This is a genomic window from Thauera sp. SWB20 (assembly GCF_000831325.1).
GTDB classification, from domain to species: Bacteria; Pseudomonadota; Gammaproteobacteria; order Burkholderiales; family Rhodocyclaceae; genus Thauera; species Thauera aminoaromatica.
Window position 1 is genome coordinate 113,560 of record NZ_JTDM01000019.1, and the last position, 17,118, is coordinate 130,677.

Sequence of the window (17,118 nt, forward strand, 5' to 3'; positions counted from 1 at the left end):
ACGGTCAGCGATGCGTGTGGTGGGTACCCGCCGCCGCATGGTGGCCGCCGATGTGCGGGCGGTGGTGCGGCTGCCGGCCGATCAGTCCACCCGCCAGCATGCCGAGCGCGCTCGCCGCCACGCCGTAGAGCTGGGGCTCGATGTCGCCTTCGGGGACGAAGAGCTCGAAGAGGATCCAGGTCGACAGGCCGAGGATGATCGCCAGCGCGGCGCCGAGGTTGTTGGCGCGCTTCCAGAACAGGCCGGCGGCGAGCGGCACGAAGGCGCCGGCCAGGGTGACGCGGTAGGCGTTCTCGACCATCTCGTGGATCGAGGATTCGGTGCTGGTGGCGTACCAGGTGACGAAGGCGGTGAACAGCACCACGGTGATGCGCGTGCTGAGCAGGAAGGCGCGGTCGCCCATGCCCGGGAAGAAGCCGCGCAGCACGTTCTCGGAGAAGGTCACCGAGGGGGCGAGCAGGGTGCCGGAGGCGGTCGACATGATGACCGACAGCAGCGCGCCGAAGAAGATCACCTGGGCGTAGAAGGGCATGTACTGCAGGATCAGCGTCGGCAGGATGAGCTGCGAGTCCTGCTCCATCAGGCGCTCGACCATGCCGGGATCGATGATGTTGGCGGTGTAGGCGAGGAAGAGCGGCACCGCGGCGAAGAAGAAGTAGCTCACCCCGCCGAGCGTCGTGCCCCAGATCGCGACGCGCTCGTTCCTGGAGGAATTCACGCGCTGGAACACGTCCTGCTGCGGGATAGAGCCGAGCGCCATGGTGGCGAACGCGGCGATCCAGGCGACGATCTCGACCGCGTCCAGCGCGGGCAGGAACTCGAACTTGCCTTCGGCCGCGGCCTTGGCGATCACGTTGTCGAAGCCGCCCGCCATGTCGCCGGCGATCCAGCTCACCCAGACCAGGCCGATCACGATCACGATCATCTGCACGAAGGTGGTCATCGCCACCGACCACATGCCACCGAACAGGGTATAGACGAGGACGACGCCGGCGCCGATCAGCATGCCCTGGTTCATCGTGACCGCGTCGCCCGAGAGCACGTTGAACACCAGCCCGAGCGCGGTGACCTGCGCCGCCACCCAGCCCAGGTAGGAGAGCACGATGCAGATCGACAGCACGAGTTCGGTCGTGCGGTTGTAGCGCACGCGGAAGAAATCGCCCAGCGTGAGCAGGTTCATGCGGTACAACGGGCGGGCGAAGACGAGGCCGAACAGCACCAGGCAGGCCGAGGCGCCGAGCGGGTCGGAGATCAGGCCGTGGAAGCCTTCCTCGAGGAAGGTGGCGGAGATGCCGAGCACGGTCTCGGCGCCGAACCAGGTGGCGAACACCATCGCCAGCACGACGATCATCGGCAGGTTGCGCCCTGCGGTGATGTAGTCACGCGCATTGTGCACCCGGGTGGCGGCATACAGGCCGATGCCGATGGAGACGACCAGGTAGGCGACGACAAGCCAGAGCAGCATGGTTGGGCCTTTCGTGTTGGCGCATCCGCGCGCGGTGAGCGAAAAAAGAGGGCGCGAGTGTACCAACAGAACGCCGCCGCGGGGGGCGGGATGCGCGCGCCAAGGGCTTGATCGTTCGCGCTTTATTGCATGGGCGCAACGTCGGCGTTGAATGCCGCGGCGCGCGTCAGCCGAACAGGCGGTAGAGCTCCAGGCCGAGCAGGCCCATGGCGACGGCGCCGATGAAGAGCAGCAGGCGGCCCTGGGTGCGTTGCCCGGCGGCGAGCTCTTCGAGGCGCTGCTGCTGGGCGCTCTGGTGACGGGCCGATTCGGTGAGCGCCTGATGCACCAGGCGCGGCAGCTGCGGCAGGGTGCCGGCCCAGGCCGGCGCCTCTTCCTTGACCCCGCGCACCAGCGCGCGCACGCCCATGCGCTCGTCCATCCAGCGCTCGAGGAAGGGCTTGGCGGTCTTCCACAGATCGAGCTCGGGGTCGAGCTGGCGGCCCAGACCCTCGATGTTGAGCAGGGTCTTCTGCAGCAGCACGAGCTGCGGCTGCACCTCCATCTCGAAGCGGCGCGCGGTCTGGAACAGGCGCAGCAGGGTCTTGCCGAAGGAGATGTCCTTCAAGGGCTTGTCGAAGATCGGTTCGCACACGGTGCGGATCGCCGCCTCGAACTCGTCCACCCGCGTCTTTGCCGGCACCCAGCCGGCCTCGATGTGGGCGAGCGCCACGCGCCGGTAGTCGCGCTTGAAGAAGGCGAGGAAGTTGGTCGCGAGGTAGTTCTTGTCCACCTCGTTGAGCGTGCCCATGATGCCGAAGTCGAGCGCGATGTAGCGCCCGTCCTGATGCACGAAGATGTTGCCCGGGTGCATGTCGGCGTGGAAGAAGCCGTCGCGGAAGACCTGGGTGAAGAAGATCTCCACGCCGGCACGGGAGAGTGCTTTCAAATCGGTGCCCTGGGCGAGCAGCGCCGGCGTCTGCGAGATCGGCACGCCGCGCATGCGCTCCATCACCATGACCTTGCTGCCGCACCAGTCCCAATACACCTCGGGCACGATCAGCAGCGAGGAGTCGGTGAAGTTGCGCCGCAGCTGCGAGCAGTTGGCCGCCTCGCGCATCAGGTCGAGCTCGTCGTGCAGGTACTTGCTGAACTCTGCGACCACCTCGCGTGGCTTGAGGCGGCGGCCTTCGGGCCAGATCTTCTCCAGCAGCACCGCGGCGACTTCGAGCAGGGCGAGGTCGTGCTCGATGACGCGCTCGATGCCCGGGCGCAGCACCTTGACCGCGACGTCGGTGCCGTCGGGCAGGCGCGCGAAATGCACTTGCGCCACCGAGGCCGAGGCCACCGGCGTGCGCTCGAAGTCGTCGAAGACCTCGTCGATCGGACGACCGTAGAAGCCTTCCAGCACTTCGAGCGCCTGCTCGGTCGGGAAGGGCGGGACGCGGTCCTGCAGCAGGGCGAGCTCGTCGGCGAGGTCGGGCGGCAACAGGTCGCGCCGGGTCGACAGCATCTGGCCGAACTTGACGAAGATCGGCCCGAGCGACTCCAGCGCCTGGCGCAGGCGCGCGCCGCGCGACTCGGAAAAGGTGCGCCAGAAGAAGACCTTGTGCCACACGTGCGCCAGCCGGCCACTGCTGTCGGCGTCGAGCACCATGCGGTCGAGGCCGAAGCGCAGGCTGACGGAGACGATCTTGGCGAGGCGGAAGAGGCGCACGTTAACAGGCCGGGCAGACGCAAACCGCGGACTTTAGCCCGAAAGCGCCTGCGGGGGAACGGGCGGGAGCGCACCGCAGCGCAACCTGCGCTCACATCCTCGCCGGGGCGGACCGTGCCGATCCGCTATAATCGCGCGTTTCGAATTCATTCCGAGTGCCATGAGCGCCGATCCCAAAGTCCTGCTGACCGACCTGCTCCAGACTGCGCTGAAGAGCGTGGCGCCGGAGCTGGCAGCCACCCCCATCCTGCTGGAGCGCCCCAAGCAGGCGAGCCACGGCGACTTCGCCACCAACCTCGCGCTGCAGCTCGCCAAGCCGCTCAAGCGCAACCCGCGCGAGCTCGCCGGCCTGCTGCTCGCCGAGCTGCCGCCCTCGAAGCTGGTCGCCAGGGCCGAGGTCGCCGGCGCCGGCTTCATCAACTTCACGCTCGCCTCCGACGCCAAGACCGCGGTGGTGCGCGAGGTGCTGGCCAGGGGCGCGGATTTCGGCCGCGGGGCAGGCAAGGGCATCAAGGTGCAGGTGGAGTTCGTCTCCGCCAACCCCACCGGCCCGCTCCACGTCGGCCACGGTCGCGGCGCCGCCTATGGCGCCTCGCTCTCGGACGTGCTCGCCTTCGCCGGCTACGAGGTCAGCCGCGAGTACTACGTGAACGACGCTGGCCGCCAGATGGACATCCTGGCGCTGTCGACCTGGCTGCGCTACCTCGCCTTCTTCGGCATCGAGATTCCCTTCCCGCCCAACGCCTACCGGGGCGACTACGTGGTCGACATGGGTCGCGAGATGCGCGACGCCCACCAGGACCGCTTCGCCAAGGTCACCGCCATGCAGATCCTGGCCGGGACGCCCGGCCTGCCGCCTTCCGATCGCAAGGACGACGAGGCCAAGCAACAGCGCGAGGAACACCTCGACGCGCTGATCGCCAACGCCAAGAAGCTGCTCGGCGAGGACTACCCTTGGGTGCACGGCTTCGCGCTCAACGAGCAGCTCGGCGATGGTCGCGAGGACCTGCAGGAGTTCGGCGTGCGCTTCGACAAGTGGTTCTCGGAGCAGAGCCTGTTCGACACCGGCCTGGTCGAGCGCGCGGTGATCCAGCTCGAGAAGGCCGGTCACATCTATCTCCAGGACGGCGCGAAGTGGTTCCGCTCCACCGCCTTCGGCGACGAGAAGGACCGCGTCGTGCAGCGCGAGAACGGCCTCTTCACCTACTTCGCCTCCGACATCGCCTACCACCTCAACAAGTACGAGCGCGGCTTCGACCGCATGATCGACATCTGGGGCGCCGACCACCACGGCTACATCCCGCGCGTGAAGGGCGCGATCGCCGCGCTCGGGCTCGATCCGGCCCGACTGGACGTGGCCTTGGTGCAGTTCGCGGTGCTCTACCGCGACGGCCAGAAGACCTCGATGTCCACCCGCTCGGGCGAGTTCGTCACCCTGCGCGAGCTGCGCCGCGAGGTGGGCAACGATGCCTGCCGCTTCTTCTACGTGCTGCGCAAGTCCGACCAGCACCTCGACTTCGACCTCGACCTCGCCAAGAGCCAGAGCAACGAGAATCCGGTGTATTACGTCCAGTACGCCCACGCCCGCGTGTGCTCGGTGCTCGACCAGTGGGGCGGCGAGGCCGCGGAGCTGGCCGGTGCCGACCTCGGCCTGCTGCAGAACGAGCGCGAGCTCGCGCTGTGCGCGCGTCTGGCGAGCTTCGCCGAGCTGGTGCAGGACGCCGCCGCCGGCTACGCGCCGCACCAGATCGCGTTCTACCTCAAGGATCTCGCTGCCGACTTCCATAGCTGGTACAACGCCGAGCGCATGCTGGTCGAGGACGAGGCGCTCAAGCTCGCCCGCCTCGCGCTCGCCGCGGCGGTGCGCCAGGTGCTGGTCACCGGCCTGAAGACGCTGGGCGTGTCCGCGCCCGAGTCGATGTGATGCAGGGGGGGCAATCGTGAGTCGAGATCGCGGCCCGGTCCGCAAGCCGGCGCGCGCACCGGCCAAGAGCGCCGGCGGAACGCTGATCGGCATCTTCATCGGCCTCGTCTTCGGTGCGCTGATCGCGGCTGGCGCGGCGTGGTACTTCACCCGCAGCAATCCCTTCCAGGCTGCGCCGGTGGCGCCGCGCGTGCAGGCGCCGGCGGAGCAGGGGCCGGCGGCGCTGCCCGGCAAGCCGGGCGACCGCCCGGTGGCCAAGCAGGATTTCGAGTTCTACCGCATCCTGCCGCAGGGCGACAACGTGCCTTCGTCGGCGGCGCAGGTCGTGCCGGTGCCCGCGCCCCAGGTGCAGGCGCCGCCCCCGCCCGTGCCCGCGCAGCAGGCCCCCGCGCCGGTGTTCGAGGCCTCGCCGCAGCCCGCGGCGGTGACGCCGCCCGCGCCCCAGCGCAACGAGCGCATCTACCTGCAGGTGGGCTCGTTCGAGAACCCGTCCGAAGCGGACAACCTCAAGGCGCGGCTGGCGCTCTCGGGCATCCAGGCGAGCGCGCAGCGCACCCAGCTGCCCGACGGGCGCATCGTGCACCGCGTGCGCGTCGGCCCCTTCGCCAAGCCCGAGGACATGAACCCGATGCGGGCCCGCCTCTCCGATGCGGGTTTCAATGCCTCGGTGAGCCGCAACCAGTGAGCCTGGACACGCTGCGGATTGAACGTCCGTGCGCCGTCCGCGTCTCACCCAGCCTCAGTCAAAGGAGTTCCGCATGAATCGTCGTGATGCCCTCAAGCTGGCCGGCCTGGCCCTCGCCCTTCCCGCCGCCTCGGTCGTGCAGGCGAACGAGCCCTTCCAGATCATCGAGCCGGCACAGAAGGCGGACGATCCCTCGAAGATCGAGGTGCTCGAGTTCTTCCACTACGGCTGCCCGCACTGCCGCGACTTTCATCCGCTGATCACCGCGTGGAAGAAGAAGCTGCCGGCCGACGTCGCCTTCCGCGCGGTGCCGGCGGTGTGGAACAACGCCCAGCTGAGCGGTCTCGCCCGGCTGTTCTACGCCGCGCAGATCACCGGCGATCTCGCCGCGCTCGAGCCGGCGATCTTCGCCGCGGTGCAGGACGACAAGCGTCCGCTGTTCAACGAGCAGCAGGTTTCCGAGTGGGTCGCCGGCAAGGTGGGCGATGCGGCGAAGTTCGTCGAGACCTACAAGTCTTTCGGCGTGGGTTCGATGGTGCAGCGCGCCGACCAGCTCGCGCGCGCGCTGAAGATCCAGGGCGTGCCGTCCATGGTGGTCGGCGGACGCTACCTGACCTCGGCCTCGCTCACCGGCAGCCACGAGAATACGCTCAAGGTCGCCGACGAGTTGATCGCCCGCGTACGCAAGGAGCGCGGCTGAAGATGAGCGATCGTGGCGCCAGCGCCGTGCCGCAGGCGGTCGAGGCCGCCGAGCGCCGCCGCATTCAGCGCTTCCTGGCCCAGCGCCGTGGCCAGCCTTGGTTCTGGGTGATGATCGGCGACGAGCGCATTGAGCTGCGCGACATCTCGGTCGATGGTTTCGCCATCGCCGCCGAAACGCCTCCGGCGGGCGGCGAGCCTTTCGACTTCGTGCTGCAGCGCGAGGGCGTTCCCGACCACATCCGCGGTCGGGCGCAGGCGGTGAATTTCATCGCTGCGAGCGGGCAGGCGGGCTGCCGCTTCCGCGCGCTCGAGGGCGATGGCGCCGAGCGCTTGCGCGACTGGCTGATCGCATTGGTGATCATGAACGCGAGCGTGCGCATCAGCGAGAAGGACGCGGCGGCAATCGTCGAGGGGCCGTCGCTGATCTGAAACTTCCTGACGTGCCCGGCAGTCGTGGGGGACGGACGTCGCTCTGGAGGTAGCGACGTCCGTCCCCCACGGTCTTTCAGGCGCGCGTGGGCTGCTGCCGTCGCGCGCGGCGAGTCTGCGCGAACCAGACGAAGCCCAGCAGCGCGAGCGCGGGCACGAACATCCATTCCCTCGACGGACGGTCGACGGACGGTACCTCGATGCGGGCGATCTTGTACCCCTGCTCCAGCCCCAGCTTCTCGCTCTGGCTCCCGAAGCGCACCGCGGCGACCTGGACTTCATCTCCAAGGCTCATCAAGGTCAGCCCGACCCTGCCCAGGCGCTCCCTGGCGCTGGGCGCAGTGTCGCCGAGCGGAAGCAGCATGCCTTTCGAGACTTCCTCGCCCTCGAGCGAAATCCCCTCCACCCAGATGCGCAGGTTGTCGTTGCGTGGAGCCTCCTCGACCAGGCGGGTCAGCTCCGAGGCCGGCAGCTCCTGATAGGGTGGGTACAGCATGTCCATCCAGAAGCCCGGGCGGAACAGCGTGAAGGTCACCAGCAACAGCAGGATCGACTCGTGCACGCGGTTGCGGGTGATGAACCAGCCCTGGGTGGCCGCCGCGAACATCAGGTTCGCCACGATCGCACTCGATACCGTCAGGGCGAACAGCCACACCGAATCGACGCCGATCATCAGCAACTGGGTGTTGAAGATGAACATGAAGGGCAGGATCGCCGTCCGCATCGAGTACAGGAAGGCCTGCACGCCCGCAGCGATCGGGTCGCAGCGTGCGATCCCCGCGGCGGCGTAGGAGGCGAGGCCGACCGGTGGGGTGACGTCGGCCATCAGGCCGAAGTAGAAGACGAACATATGCACCGCGATCAGCGGGACGAGCAGGCCGCTTTGCGCGCCGACCTCGACCACGACCGGCGCCATCAGGGTCGACACCACGATGTAGTTCGCCGTGGTGGGCAGGCCCATGCCGAGGATCAGGCAGATGACCGCGACCATGACCAGCATCACCATCAGATTGCCGCCAGACACCGCCTCGACGAACTCGGTGAGCACCAGGCCGACACCGGTCAGCGTGACGGTGCCGACGATGATGCCGGCGGTCGCGGTCGCGATGCCGATGCCGATCATGTTGCGCGCCCCGGTGACCAGGCCGGTGTGGAGGTCGGCGAAGCCCTGCCGGGTTGCCTCACCCACGTTGCCGGTGTTGCGGAAGATCGCCTTGAGCGGGCGCTGCGTGACCAGGATGAAGATCATGAACAGGGTCGCCCAGAACGCCGACAGCGCAGGCGAGAGCTCCTCCACCATCAGGTTCCAGATCAGCGCGACCACCGGCAGCAGGTAGTACAGGCCCGTCTTCAGCGTCGGGCCGGTCTCCGGCAGCTCGGTCAGGGGGCTGCTGGGGTCGTCCATGTGCAGCTCGGGGTGCCGCGTCGCGTACCACAGCAGGCCGATGTAGCAGCCGAACATGAGCACCGCGACGATGATCGCCGAGGCGTCGCCTGCCAGCGCCTTGATCCAGCCCATGCCGTAATAGACCGCCCCGGCAAGGACGATCAGGCCCGACACGGTGAGGCCGAAGGACAGCAGGCGATGTCCGGCGGATTTCGTCACCCGGCGCGGCAGCCCGCGGATGTCGGCCTTGAGCGCCTCGAGGTGCACCACGTAGAAGAGCGCGATGTAGGAGATCAGCGCCGGCAGGAAGGCATGCTTGATGACCTCGGTGTAGGGAATGCCCACGTACTCGACCATCAGGAAGGCCGCAGCGCCCATGACCGGCGGCATGATCTGGCCATCGACCGAGGCCGCGGCCTCGACCGCCGCCGCCTTCTTGGGCGCATACCCCACGCGTTTCATCAGCGGGATCGTGAAGGTGCCGGTGGTGACGACGTTGGCGATCGAGGAGCCGGAGATCAATCCCGTGCTCGCGGAAGCCACCACGGCGGCCTTGGCCGGGCCGCCGCGCAGATGCCCGAGCAGCGAGATCGCCGACTTGATGAAGTAGTTGCCGGCGCCCGCGGTCTCGAGCAGGGAGCCGAACAGCACAAAAAGGAAGATGAAGCTGGTCGATACCCCGAGGGCCACCCCGAACACGCCCTCGGTGGTCAGCCACAGGTGGCTCATCCCCTTCGCCAGCGAGGCGCCGCGGTGGGCGATCATCTCGGGCATGTAGGGGCCCAGAAAGACGTAGCCGATGAACACCACCGACAGCACGACCATGGGCAGGCCGAGTGCGCGGCGTGCGGCTTCGAGCAGCAGGATCAGGCCGCACACGGCGACCGCGAGGTCCGTCGTGGTCGGCAGGCCGGGGCGGGCGGCCAGTTCCCTGTAGAAGAGGAACAGGTAGCCCATGCAGAACGCCCCAACCGCTGCAAGTACCCAGTCCCCGAGCGGGATCCGGTCGCGTGGAGAGCGCTTCAGTGCCGGGTAGGCGAGAAAGGCGAGAAACACGGCCAGTGCGAGGTGGATCGAGCGCGCCTCGGTGTCGTTGAAGACGAACATGCCGAGCGAGAACGGCAGCGGCGAGGCGATCCAGAGCTGCATCAGGGACCATGCCAGCGCGACCAGCACGATGAGCCGCGCCGGCCATCCGGTCGGCTTGCGCCCACCCGTGTCGGCCTCGGCGACGATCTGGCGGAGTTGTTCGTCGGTGAGCTCGAAACCGTGTTCTTGTTTTTCCGGGCTGGCCATGGCCTACCTCGTCGTGAAAGTCCGCATTCGACGGACGATGGAAAGAAAACGGCGAGGGCCTCGGGACCGCCGCCGTTCTCGTGACATCGGGCTTGCTCGCCAGGGATGTGGCAAGCGGTGGACTTACATCCAGCCCTTTTCCTTGTAGTACTTCACCGCGCCCTCGTGCAGCGGGGCCGACATGCCGTTCTTGATCATGTCCTGCGGCTGCAGGTTGGCGAAGGCCGGGTGCAGCTTCTTGAAGTCCTCGAAGTTCTCGAACACCGCCTTGACCATGATGTAGACCGACTCCACCGGCACCTTGGCCGAGGTCACGATGCTCGCCACCACGCCGAAGGTCTTGGTCGCATCCGGGTTGTTGGCATACATGCCGCCCGGGATGGTGACCGGAGCGAAGTAGGGGTACTGGGCGAGGATCTTGTCCACGCCCGCGCCGGTGATCGGCACCAGCTTGGCGCCGCAGGTGGTGGTCGGATCCTGGATGTTGGCCGCCGGGTGGCCGACCACGAAGGCGAAGCCGTCGATCTTGTTGTCGCATAGCGCGGCGCCGTGCTCGTCGGGCTTGAGCTCGGAGGCGAGCGAGAAGTCGGCGAAGCTCATGCCCATCGCCGGCAGAAGCACCTCGAGGGTCGCGCGCTGGCCCGAACCCGGGTTGCCGATGTTGAAGCGCTTGCCCTTGAAGTCCTCCATCTTGCCGATGTTGGCTTCCTTGCGCGCCAGCACGGTCAGCGGCTCGCCATGCAGCGAGAACACCGAGCGCAGGTCTGCGAAGGCGCCGCCGTCCTTGAACTGGACCTCGCCCTTGAGCGCGTTGTACTGGATGTCCGACTGCGAGACGCCGAAGTCGAGTTCGCCGGCCTTGATGGTATTCACGTTGTACACCGAACCGCCGGTGCTTTCGACCGAGCAGCGCACGCCGTGCTGGGCGCGGTCCTTGTTGATCAGGCGGCAGATCGCGCCGCCCGCGGCGTAGTAGACGCCCGTGACACCCCCGGTACCGATCGTGATGAACTTCTGCTGGGCGTGCGCGGGGGCGGCGCCGAGCGAGCCGGCGATTGCGAAGGCGGCAGCCAGGGCAGTCAGTCTTTTCATGTGAGCTTTCTCCGTGAAGGTGGAACGCCGGCTGGCCGAAGGGGCGCCGACAGGGAGGACACGTGCTGCGGATCGGGGCGGGAGCCGGGTGGCCGCGAAAGCGGCCACGAGCGCCCACCAAGAATGGCCAAGCTTGGCACAAAACGATTCCTGCCTGCACTCGGGATTTCCCGAGGTGCGCGGCTTGCACATGAATTCCCCGCAGGGCGCGAGGGCGGGAGGGTGTGGCGCGATAAGATGCGGCTCCGCACGTTTCATCCGAGCATTGACCATGCATTCCAAGGCTTCACAGGACGGGTGCCCGACCTGGATCGACGCTGCCGGGCGGCTGCATTCGCCCGCCGGCGCGGACGCGCGCATCGTCTCCCTGGTGCCCTCCTTGACCGAACTGGTGTTCGACCTCGGCCTGGGCGAGCGCCTCGTCGGGCGCACCGGCTTCTGCGTACACCCGCGCGAGGCCTTGCGCGCCGTTCCCAAGGTCGGCGGGACGAAGGACGTCAATCTCGCGCGCATCCGCGAGCTCGCGCCCACGCATGTTCTCGTCAACATGGACGAGAACCGCCGCGAAACCGTCGACGCGCTCGCCGCCTTCGTGCCCCACATCGTCGTCACCCATCCCAACACGCCGCAGGACAACCTGGTCCTCTTCGCGCTGCTCGGCGGCGTCTTCGGCGCTGAAGGAGCCGCCGCCCGGCTCGCCCACGAACTGCGCGCAGTGCTCGACGAGGCCGCGGCGTTGCGCGCGGCGCTCGCCGGCGAGCGCGTGCTCTACCTGATCTGGCGCGAGCCCTGGATGACGGTGGCGCGCGACACCTACATCGCCGCCACGCTCGCCGAGGTCGGCTGGAGCACCCTGCCAGCGGTGGAAGGTGGCGAGACCGGAGCGGCGCGCTATCCCGCCTTCGACTGGAATGCGCCCTGGCTCGCCGGAGTCGAGCGCGTGCTGCTGTCCACCGAGCCCTACCGCTTCCGCGCGGCGCATCTCGCCGAGGTCGCGCGCCTGGCTGCGCGCCCGGCGCTGCTGGTCGATGGCGAGATGGTGTCGTGGTACGGTAGCCGTGCCGCGCGCGGCCTGCGCTGGCTGATGGCGCTGCGGCGCGGGCTGGCGTGAGCCGGGGGCTCAGGCCGGCGTTGCGCGCGGCTGTGCGAGCGTGTGCTGCACTTGTTCCGGGGTGAGGATGGCGAAGCGCTCGCGTACGAGGCGGTGGCGCGCCAGGCGCAACAGGGCTTTGTCGCGGGTGATCAGCGTCGCCATGCCGGCGGCGCCGGCGATTTCGAGGAACTTCTGGTCGTCGGGGTCGCGACAGCTGGGGAGCGTGCCGGCGTCGGCATCGTCCGCCAGCACTGCGATGCGGTCGATGTAGCGTGCGCGCAGGCCATCCTGGCGGCCCGGGTCGAGACCGAACTGCGCATAGGCGAGCACGCGGCGCAACTCTTCCAGCGCATCTGCACGCGAGACCAGGCGGCACGATCCTGCGTCGATCCACGCGCGTAATGCCTCGAGCGCGGGGTCGCGGAACATCCACAGCGCGAGCACCGTGTTGGTGTCGAGCACGAGGGTGGGCGGCAGGGGGGCTTGCGAGGAGGGTTCGGTCACGTTCGCAGTGGGTGAGCCGGGTCGCCGGCGCGGCGATGCAGCGTGGTGAACGAAAAACGGGGAGGGCTTCCCCTCCCCGTACTCGTCGCGACAAGGCTCAGGCGGCGGCCTTGGCGTCGATGCGGATCTTGACGAAGCTGCCCGGGGCGTCTTCGAGGACCTCGAGCTTGCCGTTCACCGGATCGCGCGCCTCGGTCTGCTCGCTGTCGTGTGCGGTGACCCAGGCCTGCCAGTCGGTCCACCACGAGCCCGGGTGCTGCTGAGCGCCTTCCAGCCAGGCGTCGGCGGTCTCGGCGAGCTTCGCGCTCGGGTTGAGCCAGTAGCCGTACTTATTGGCGGCGGGCGGGTTCACGATGCCGGCGATATGGCCGGAGCCGCCGAGCACGAAGCGGGTCGGGCCGCCGAAGCGACGGGCGCCCATGTAGGTGCTCTTCCACGGCGCGATGTGATCCTCGATCGTGGAAATGAAGTAGCACGGCACCTTGATCTTGCCGAGGTCGATCGGGGTGCCGTCGATCTCGATGCCGCCCGGCTCGATCAGGCGGTTTTCCATGTACATCGTGCGCAGGTAGAAGCTGTGCATGGCCGCCGGCATGCGGGTCGAGTCCGAGTTCCAGTACAGCAGGTCGAACGGGAACGGATCCTTGCCGAGCAGGTAGTTGTTGACCACGAAGGACCAGATGAGGTCGTTGGCGCGCAGCATGTTGAAGGTGCCGGCCATCTCCGAGCCTTCCAGGTAGCCGCGCTCGAACATCTTCTTCTCGAGGCTGGAAACCTGGCCTTCGTCGATGAACACGCCGAGTTCGCCCGGATCGGTGAAGTCGGTCATGGTGGTGAAGAAGGTCGCCGAGAGGATGCGCTTCTGGCGCTTGGCGGCGAGGTAGGCGAGCGTGGTCGCCAGCAGGGTCCCACCCAGGCAATAGCCCGCGGCATTCACTTCCTTCTCGCCGGTCTGGCGCTCGATCGCGTCGAGGGCGGCGATGACGCCTTCCTTGACGTAGGCGTCGAAGCTCTTCTGCGCCAGGCGCTCGTCGGGGTTGACCCAGGAGATCACGAACACGGTGTGGCCCTGGTCCACTGCCCACTTGATGTAGGAGTTCTTCTCGCGCAGGTCGAGGATGTAGAACTTGTTGATCCAGGGCGGCACGATCAGCAGCGGCTTCTTGAGGACCTTTTCGGTGCTCGGGGTGTACTGCAGCAGCTGCATCATCTCGGTCTGGAAAACGACCTTGCCCGGCGTGGTGGCGACGTTCTTGCCCAGCTCGAAGGCCGAGGTGTCGGTCATCTTGACGCGCAGGTTGCCGCCGCCGTCCTCGACGTCGCGCAGCAGGTTGTTGAGGCCCTTGAGCAGGTTCTGGCCGTGGCTCTTGACCGTCTCGCGGAAGACCTCGGGGTTGGTCATCGCGAAGTTCGACGGCGACAGCGCGTCGATATACTGGCGGGTGTAGAAGGTGACCTTCTTCTGCGTCTGCTCGTCGAGGCCGTCGACGCCGCTGACGGTGTCGTGGATGTGGCGCGCGGCGATCAGGTAGGACTGCTTGATGAAGTCGAACAGGAAGTGCTGCTCCCACTCCTCGTCCTTGAAGCGCTTGTCGCTCTTCTCGGGGGCGGCGACGGGCGAGGCGCTCAGGCCGGCGACACGCATCATCGAGTGCTGCCACAGCGAGAAGTAGTCCCACACCAGATTCATCTGCGCCTGGGCGAGCTTGTACGGGTTGGCCAGCAGCTTGGCCATCATGTCCATGAAGGCCTGGGCGATGCCGAGCTCGTCGGCGGGGGTGCTCACGCCCTTCTTGAGTTGGCGGTGCACGTGGTCGCTGATCAGGTGCGAGGCGCGGCGGGCGACTTCGGCATAGGTCTTGGCGACTTCCTGCGGGTCGGGCAGGTCGCAGGCGGGGGTCTCGTTGCTGGGTGCGGCCATCTTGTTCGGGCTCCTGTTTTTGCGGCGGGGCGGTCTGTTGCGGACAATGTTACGGACAATGGGTGAAACGGATCAGGCCGTCCGCATCGACGCGTCTCGAGAGCTCTCCCCTCTTCTCGAGATGGTTGAGGTGAGCGATCGCTTCCCCCATGGCGAACATGACCTGATGGGTATCGAGCTCGCGCGGAAACAGCGTCGGCAGCAATGCTGCGGCGCTTTGCGGCATGGCACAAGCCGCCACAAGCACCTCGCAACGTTCGCGATGATGCTCGACGAGCTGCTCCACGCGTGCCCGGATACCCTTGAAAGGTTTGCCATGTGATGGTAGCACGAGCGTGTCGTCGGGCAAGGTGCAGAATTCTCGCAATGAGTGGAGAAACCATCCCAGGGCGTCGCCATGCGGCGTTGCAGCATAAACGCTGACGTTGGTGGAGATGCGCGGCAGCAACATGTCGCCCGCGATCAACACGCCGAGCTCCGCGCAGTACAGGCTGGCGTGCTCGGGTGCGTGGCCGAAGCCGACGATGACGCGCCAGGTATGGGCGCCGATGCGCAACTCGTCGCCGGCAAACATGCGCTCGTAGCGGCCGGGCACCTGCGGCGCACCGATGCGGTAGGCGTTGCCGCGGGTCAGCAGGGCGTCGCGGCGCATCTCGTCGAGGCCGTGGCGGCGGAACTGCTCGACCATGTCGGTGGCGCAATAGCCCGGCAGCTGGTGCCACACTGCCTGGGCGGCGAAGAACTCGCCCTGGGTCATGTGGATCGCCGCGTCGTCGCGCGCGGCCAGCCAGGTGGCGAGGCCGATGTGGTCGGGGTGGTGGTGGGTCACCACGACGCGGCGCAGTGGCCGGCCGTCCGCGGCGAGCACGGCGTCCCACGCCTCGCGCGTCTCGTCGCGGGCGAAGCCGCAGTCCACCACCGCGAGCGTCTCGCCTTCGTCGAGCAGCCACAGGTTGATGTGGTCGAGCGCGAAGGGCAGGCGCATGCGCACCCAGCGCAGGCCGGGGGCGATCTCGATCGAGTGACCGGGCGAGGGCAGGCTGTCGAAGGGGTATTCGAGGACCGTGGGGTCGGGGGGGCTCATGGGGTCTCCTCTACGGGGGGCGGGCACGTTCAGCGTGCGGACCGGCGTGCGCGGACGGCGCTCACGCCGTCGGGCCGTTCCGGAATGGGATCGATTACGTTAACGTTAACGTATTGGCTGGCATAATTACACACTCGACGGAGACACGAAGATGCGCCCCGAATTGCCCCAGTTCCAGCCCCGTGACCCCGGCTACGCCGAGCGCGTGCGCGCCAGCTTCGCCCTGCAGCAGGCAATGCGCCTGATCGGCGCCGAGATTCCGGTGGTCGAGCCCGGCTACACCGAGATCCACCTGCCCTTCAAGGCGGAGATCTCCCAGCAGCACGGCTTCGTCCACGGCGGGGTGGTCGGCATGATCGCCGACTCGGCCGCGGGCTACGCGGCCAACACCCTGACCCCGGCCGACACCAGCGTGCTCACCGTCGAGTACAAGCTCAATCTCGTCGCCCCCGCCGACGGCGAGCGCCTGGTGGCGCGCGGCGAGGTGGTCAAGCCGGGGCGCACGCTGATCATCACCAAGGCCGAGGTCTTCGCCATCCGCGACGGCAAGTGGACCTTGTGTGCGCTGATGCAGCAGACGATCATGGCCATGCACGGCAAGAAGGAGCGCGCCGCCTGAAGGCTTGCTCTTCCCCCTCCCCCGAGAGATCCGTCCCCGAACCTTCCCGGAGTCCTGCCATGCCCACCCGTCTGTGCGCCCTCGGCGCCAACGACACCGTCGAGCTCGAGCACGTGCGCGGCTTCTTCCGCCAGTACGCCGCCTGGCTCGGCGTGGACCTGAGCTTCCAGGGCTTCGCCGACGAGATCGCCAACCTGCCGGGGGCCTACGGCGCCGCCGACGGCCGCCTGTTCTACGCCGAGGTCGATGGCAAGCCGGCCGGCTGCGTGGGCATCCGCCGCTTCTCCGAGGGCGTGTGCGAGATGAAGCGGCTCTACGTCGATCCGGCCTTCCGTGGCGGCGGCGTGGGGCGCAAGCTCGCGCTCGCCGCCATCAAGGCGGCGCGTCTGTTCGGCTACCGCCGCATCCTGCTCGACACCATCCCGTCGATGCGGATCGCGGTCAAGCTCTACCGCGAGCTCGGCTTCAAGGAAGTGCCCGCCTGCTACCCCTCGCCGATCGAGGGTGCGATCTTCCTGACCCTGGACCTGGAGAACTGGTCGGAGGACGAGGTCAGCAACGAGAACCTCTTCCACCTCTTCGACTACAACCAGGCGTGGTCGCGCCAGATGCAGCAGCTCGACCCCGGCTTCTTCGGCAAGCTGGCGCAGCTTCAGGCCCCGGAGTACCTCTGGATCGGCTGTTCCGACTCGCGCGTGCCGGCCAACCAGATCGTCGGCCTGCTGCCGGGCGAGGTCTTCGTCCACCGCAACATCGCCAACGTGATCGTGCACACCGACCTCAACGCGCTGGCGGTGATCCAGTACGCGGTCGATGTACTGCAGGTGAAGCACATCATGGTCGTTGGCCACTACGGCTGCGGCGGCGTCAAGGCCGCGCTCGAACGTGCGCGCGTCGGCCTCGTCGATCTTTGGCTGCGCCACGTGCAGGACGTCCATGTGCGCCATCTGAAGGCCGTCGATGGCCTGGCGCCCGAACTGCGCCACGATCGCCTGTGCGAGCTCAACGTCATCGAGCAGGTGGCCAACGTGGCGCAGACCGTGGTCGTGCAGGACGCCTGGCGGCGCGGCCAGCGCCTCACCGTGCATGGCTGGATCTACGGCCTGCAGGACGGTCTGATCCGCGACCTCGGGATGAACCTCAGCCGTTCCGACGATCTCATGCCGCGCTACGTCGCGGCGCTGGAGGCGCTCGGCAACTGAGCGCCGCGCAAATCGAATC

14 protein-coding genes are annotated in these 17,118 nt (G+C 67.7%); 7 read left to right on the forward strand and 7 right to left on the reverse strand.

Annotated features, from left to right (window positions below; translation table 11 throughout):
- Nucleotides 1-4: 4 nt before the first annotated feature.
- Nucleotides 5-1,465 carry a sodium:solute symporter family protein gene (locus PO78_RS12370; protein WP_012584598.1) on the reverse strand — a complete coding sequence of 487 codons (1,461 nt, stop codon included), beginning with the start codon at nucleotides 1,463-1,465 and terminating at the stop codon, nucleotides 5-7.
- A gap of 166 nt (nucleotides 1,466-1,631) precedes the next feature.
- The gene (ubiB, locus tag PO78_RS12375) at nucleotides 1,632-3,161 is read right to left on the reverse strand and encodes a ubiquinone biosynthesis regulatory protein kinase UbiB (RefSeq protein WP_004306790.1); all 1,530 of its coding nucleotides are present in this window, start codon (nucleotides 3,159-3,161) and stop codon (nucleotides 1,632-1,634) included.
- 160 nt (nucleotides 3,162-3,321) lie between these two features.
- Between ubiB and argS the strand changes: the two genes are divergently transcribed.
- From argS to PO78_RS12395, 4 genes are all read left to right on the forward strand, one after another.
- Nucleotides 3,322-5,085, forward strand: a complete 1,764-nt coding sequence (gene argS / locus PO78_RS12380; RefSeq protein WP_004306791.1) for an arginine--tRNA ligase — start codon at nucleotides 3,322-3,324, stop codon at nucleotides 5,083-5,085.
- Nucleotides 5,086-5,101: 16 nt separating this feature from the next.
- Nucleotides 5,102-5,770, forward strand: a complete 669-nt coding sequence (locus PO78_RS12385) for an SPOR domain-containing protein (RefSeq protein WP_012584601.1) — start codon at nucleotides 5,102-5,104, stop codon at nucleotides 5,768-5,770.
- Nucleotides 5,771-5,843: 73 nt separating this feature from the next.
- Nucleotides 5,844-6,470 carry a thiol:disulfide interchange protein DsbA/DsbL gene (locus PO78_RS12390; protein ID WP_012584602.1) on the forward strand — a complete coding sequence of 209 codons (627 nt, stop codon included), beginning with the start codon at nucleotides 5,844-5,846 and terminating at the stop codon, nucleotides 6,468-6,470.
- Nucleotides 6,471-6,472: 2 nt separating this feature from the next.
- Entirely contained in the window at nucleotides 6,473-6,901 is a 429-nt protein-coding gene (locus PO78_RS12395) for a PilZ domain-containing protein (protein WP_004312080.1), read from the forward strand.
- A gap of 76 nt (nucleotides 6,902-6,977) precedes the next feature.
- Here PO78_RS12395 and PO78_RS12400 read toward each other — a convergent pair whose 3' ends face one another.
- Complete coding sequence (locus PO78_RS12400) at nucleotides 6,978-9,584, reverse strand: TRAP transporter permease (RefSeq protein ID WP_004312079.1); 2,607 nt, start codon at nucleotides 9,582-9,584, stop codon at nucleotides 6,978-6,980.
- A 123-nt stretch (nucleotides 9,585-9,707) separates the two neighbouring features.
- Nucleotides 9,708-10,676 carry a TAXI family TRAP transporter solute-binding subunit gene (locus PO78_RS12405; protein ID WP_004312078.1) on the reverse strand — a complete coding sequence of 323 codons (969 nt, stop codon included), beginning with the start codon at nucleotides 10,674-10,676 and terminating at the stop codon, nucleotides 9,708-9,710.
- Between the two features lie 271 nt (nucleotides 10,677-10,947).
- Between PO78_RS12405 and PO78_RS12410 the strand changes: the two genes are divergently transcribed.
- Nucleotides 10,948-11,787 carry a helical backbone metal receptor gene (locus PO78_RS12410; protein WP_004312076.1) on the forward strand — a complete coding sequence of 280 codons (840 nt, stop codon included), beginning with the start codon at nucleotides 10,948-10,950 and terminating at the stop codon, nucleotides 11,785-11,787.
- Nucleotides 11,788-11,796: 9 nt separating this feature from the next.
- Here the strand turns inward: PO78_RS12410 and PO78_RS12415 are convergent, their stop codons facing one another.
- The 3 genes from PO78_RS12415 to PO78_RS12425 all read right to left on the reverse strand — a co-directional run bounded on the left by PO78_RS12415 (nucleotide 11,797) and on the right by PO78_RS12425 (nucleotide 15,278).
- Entirely contained in the window at nucleotides 11,797-12,273 is a 477-nt protein-coding gene (locus PO78_RS12415; protein WP_043744090.1) for a PIN domain-containing protein, read from the reverse strand.
- Nucleotides 12,274-12,370: 97 nt separating this feature from the next.
- The gene (phaC, locus tag PO78_RS12420; protein WP_004312074.1) at nucleotides 12,371-14,194 is read right to left on the reverse strand and encodes a class I poly(R)-hydroxyalkanoic acid synthase; all 1,824 of its coding nucleotides are present in this window, start codon (nucleotides 14,192-14,194) and stop codon (nucleotides 12,371-12,373) included.
- A gap of 49 nt (nucleotides 14,195-14,243) precedes the next feature.
- A complete protein-coding gene (locus tag PO78_RS12425; protein ID WP_012584604.1) occupies nucleotides 14,244-15,278 on the reverse strand; it encodes an MBL fold metallo-hydrolase in 1,035 nt (344 codons plus the stop codon).
- A gap of 151 nt (nucleotides 15,279-15,429) precedes the next feature.
- Between PO78_RS12425 and PO78_RS12430 the strand changes: the two genes are divergently transcribed.
- Nucleotides 15,430-15,897 carry a PaaI family thioesterase gene (locus PO78_RS12430; RefSeq protein WP_004312072.1) on the forward strand — a complete coding sequence of 156 codons (468 nt, stop codon included), beginning with the start codon at nucleotides 15,430-15,432 and terminating at the stop codon, nucleotides 15,895-15,897.
- A gap of 59 nt (nucleotides 15,898-15,956) precedes the next feature.
- Nucleotides 15,957-17,099 carry a carbonate dehydratase gene (can, locus tag PO78_RS12435; protein ID WP_043744095.1) on the forward strand — a complete coding sequence of 381 codons (1,143 nt, stop codon included), beginning with the start codon at nucleotides 15,957-15,959 and terminating at the stop codon, nucleotides 17,097-17,099.
- The last annotated feature ends 19 nt before the right edge of the window (nucleotides 17,100-17,118 follow it).

Coding starts and splice junctions, on each gene's coding strand:
- PO78_RS12370 (WP_012584598.1), bottom strand. CDS start 1,465: ATGCTGCTCTGGCTTGTCGTCGCCTACCTGGTCGTCTCCATCGGCATC.
- argS (WP_004306791.1), top strand. CDS start 3,322: ATGAGCGCCGATCCCAAAGTCCTGCTGACCGACCTGCTCCAGACTGCG.
- PO78_RS12390 (WP_012584602.1), top strand. CDS start 5,844: ATGAATCGTCGTGATGCCCTCAAGCTGGCCGGCCTGGCCCTCGCCCTT.
- PO78_RS12395 (WP_004312080.1), top strand. CDS start 6,473: ATGAGCGATCGTGGCGCCAGCGCCGTGCCGCAGGCGGTCGAGGCCGCC.
- PO78_RS12400 (WP_004312079.1), bottom strand. CDS start 9,584: ATGGCCAGCCCGGAAAAACAAGAACACGGTTTCGAGCTCACCGACGAA.
- PO78_RS12405 (WP_004312078.1), bottom strand. CDS start 10,676: ATGAAAAGACTGACTGCCCTGGCTGCCGCCTTCGCAATCGCCGGCTCG.
- PO78_RS12410 (WP_004312076.1), top strand. CDS start 10,948: ATGCATTCCAAGGCTTCACAGGACGGGTGCCCGACCTGGATCGACGCT.
- phaC (WP_004312074.1), bottom strand. CDS start 14,194: ATGGCCGCACCCAGCAACGAGACCCCCGCCTGCGACCTGCCCGACCCG.
- PO78_RS12425 (WP_012584604.1), bottom strand. CDS start 15,278: ATGAGCCCCCCCGACCCCACGGTCCTCGAATACCCCTTCGACAGCCTG.
- PO78_RS12430 (WP_004312072.1), top strand. CDS start 15,430: ATGCGCCCCGAATTGCCCCAGTTCCAGCCCCGTGACCCCGGCTACGCC.
- can (WP_043744095.1), top strand. CDS start 15,957: ATGCCCACCCGTCTGTGCGCCCTCGGCGCCAACGACACCGTCGAGCTC.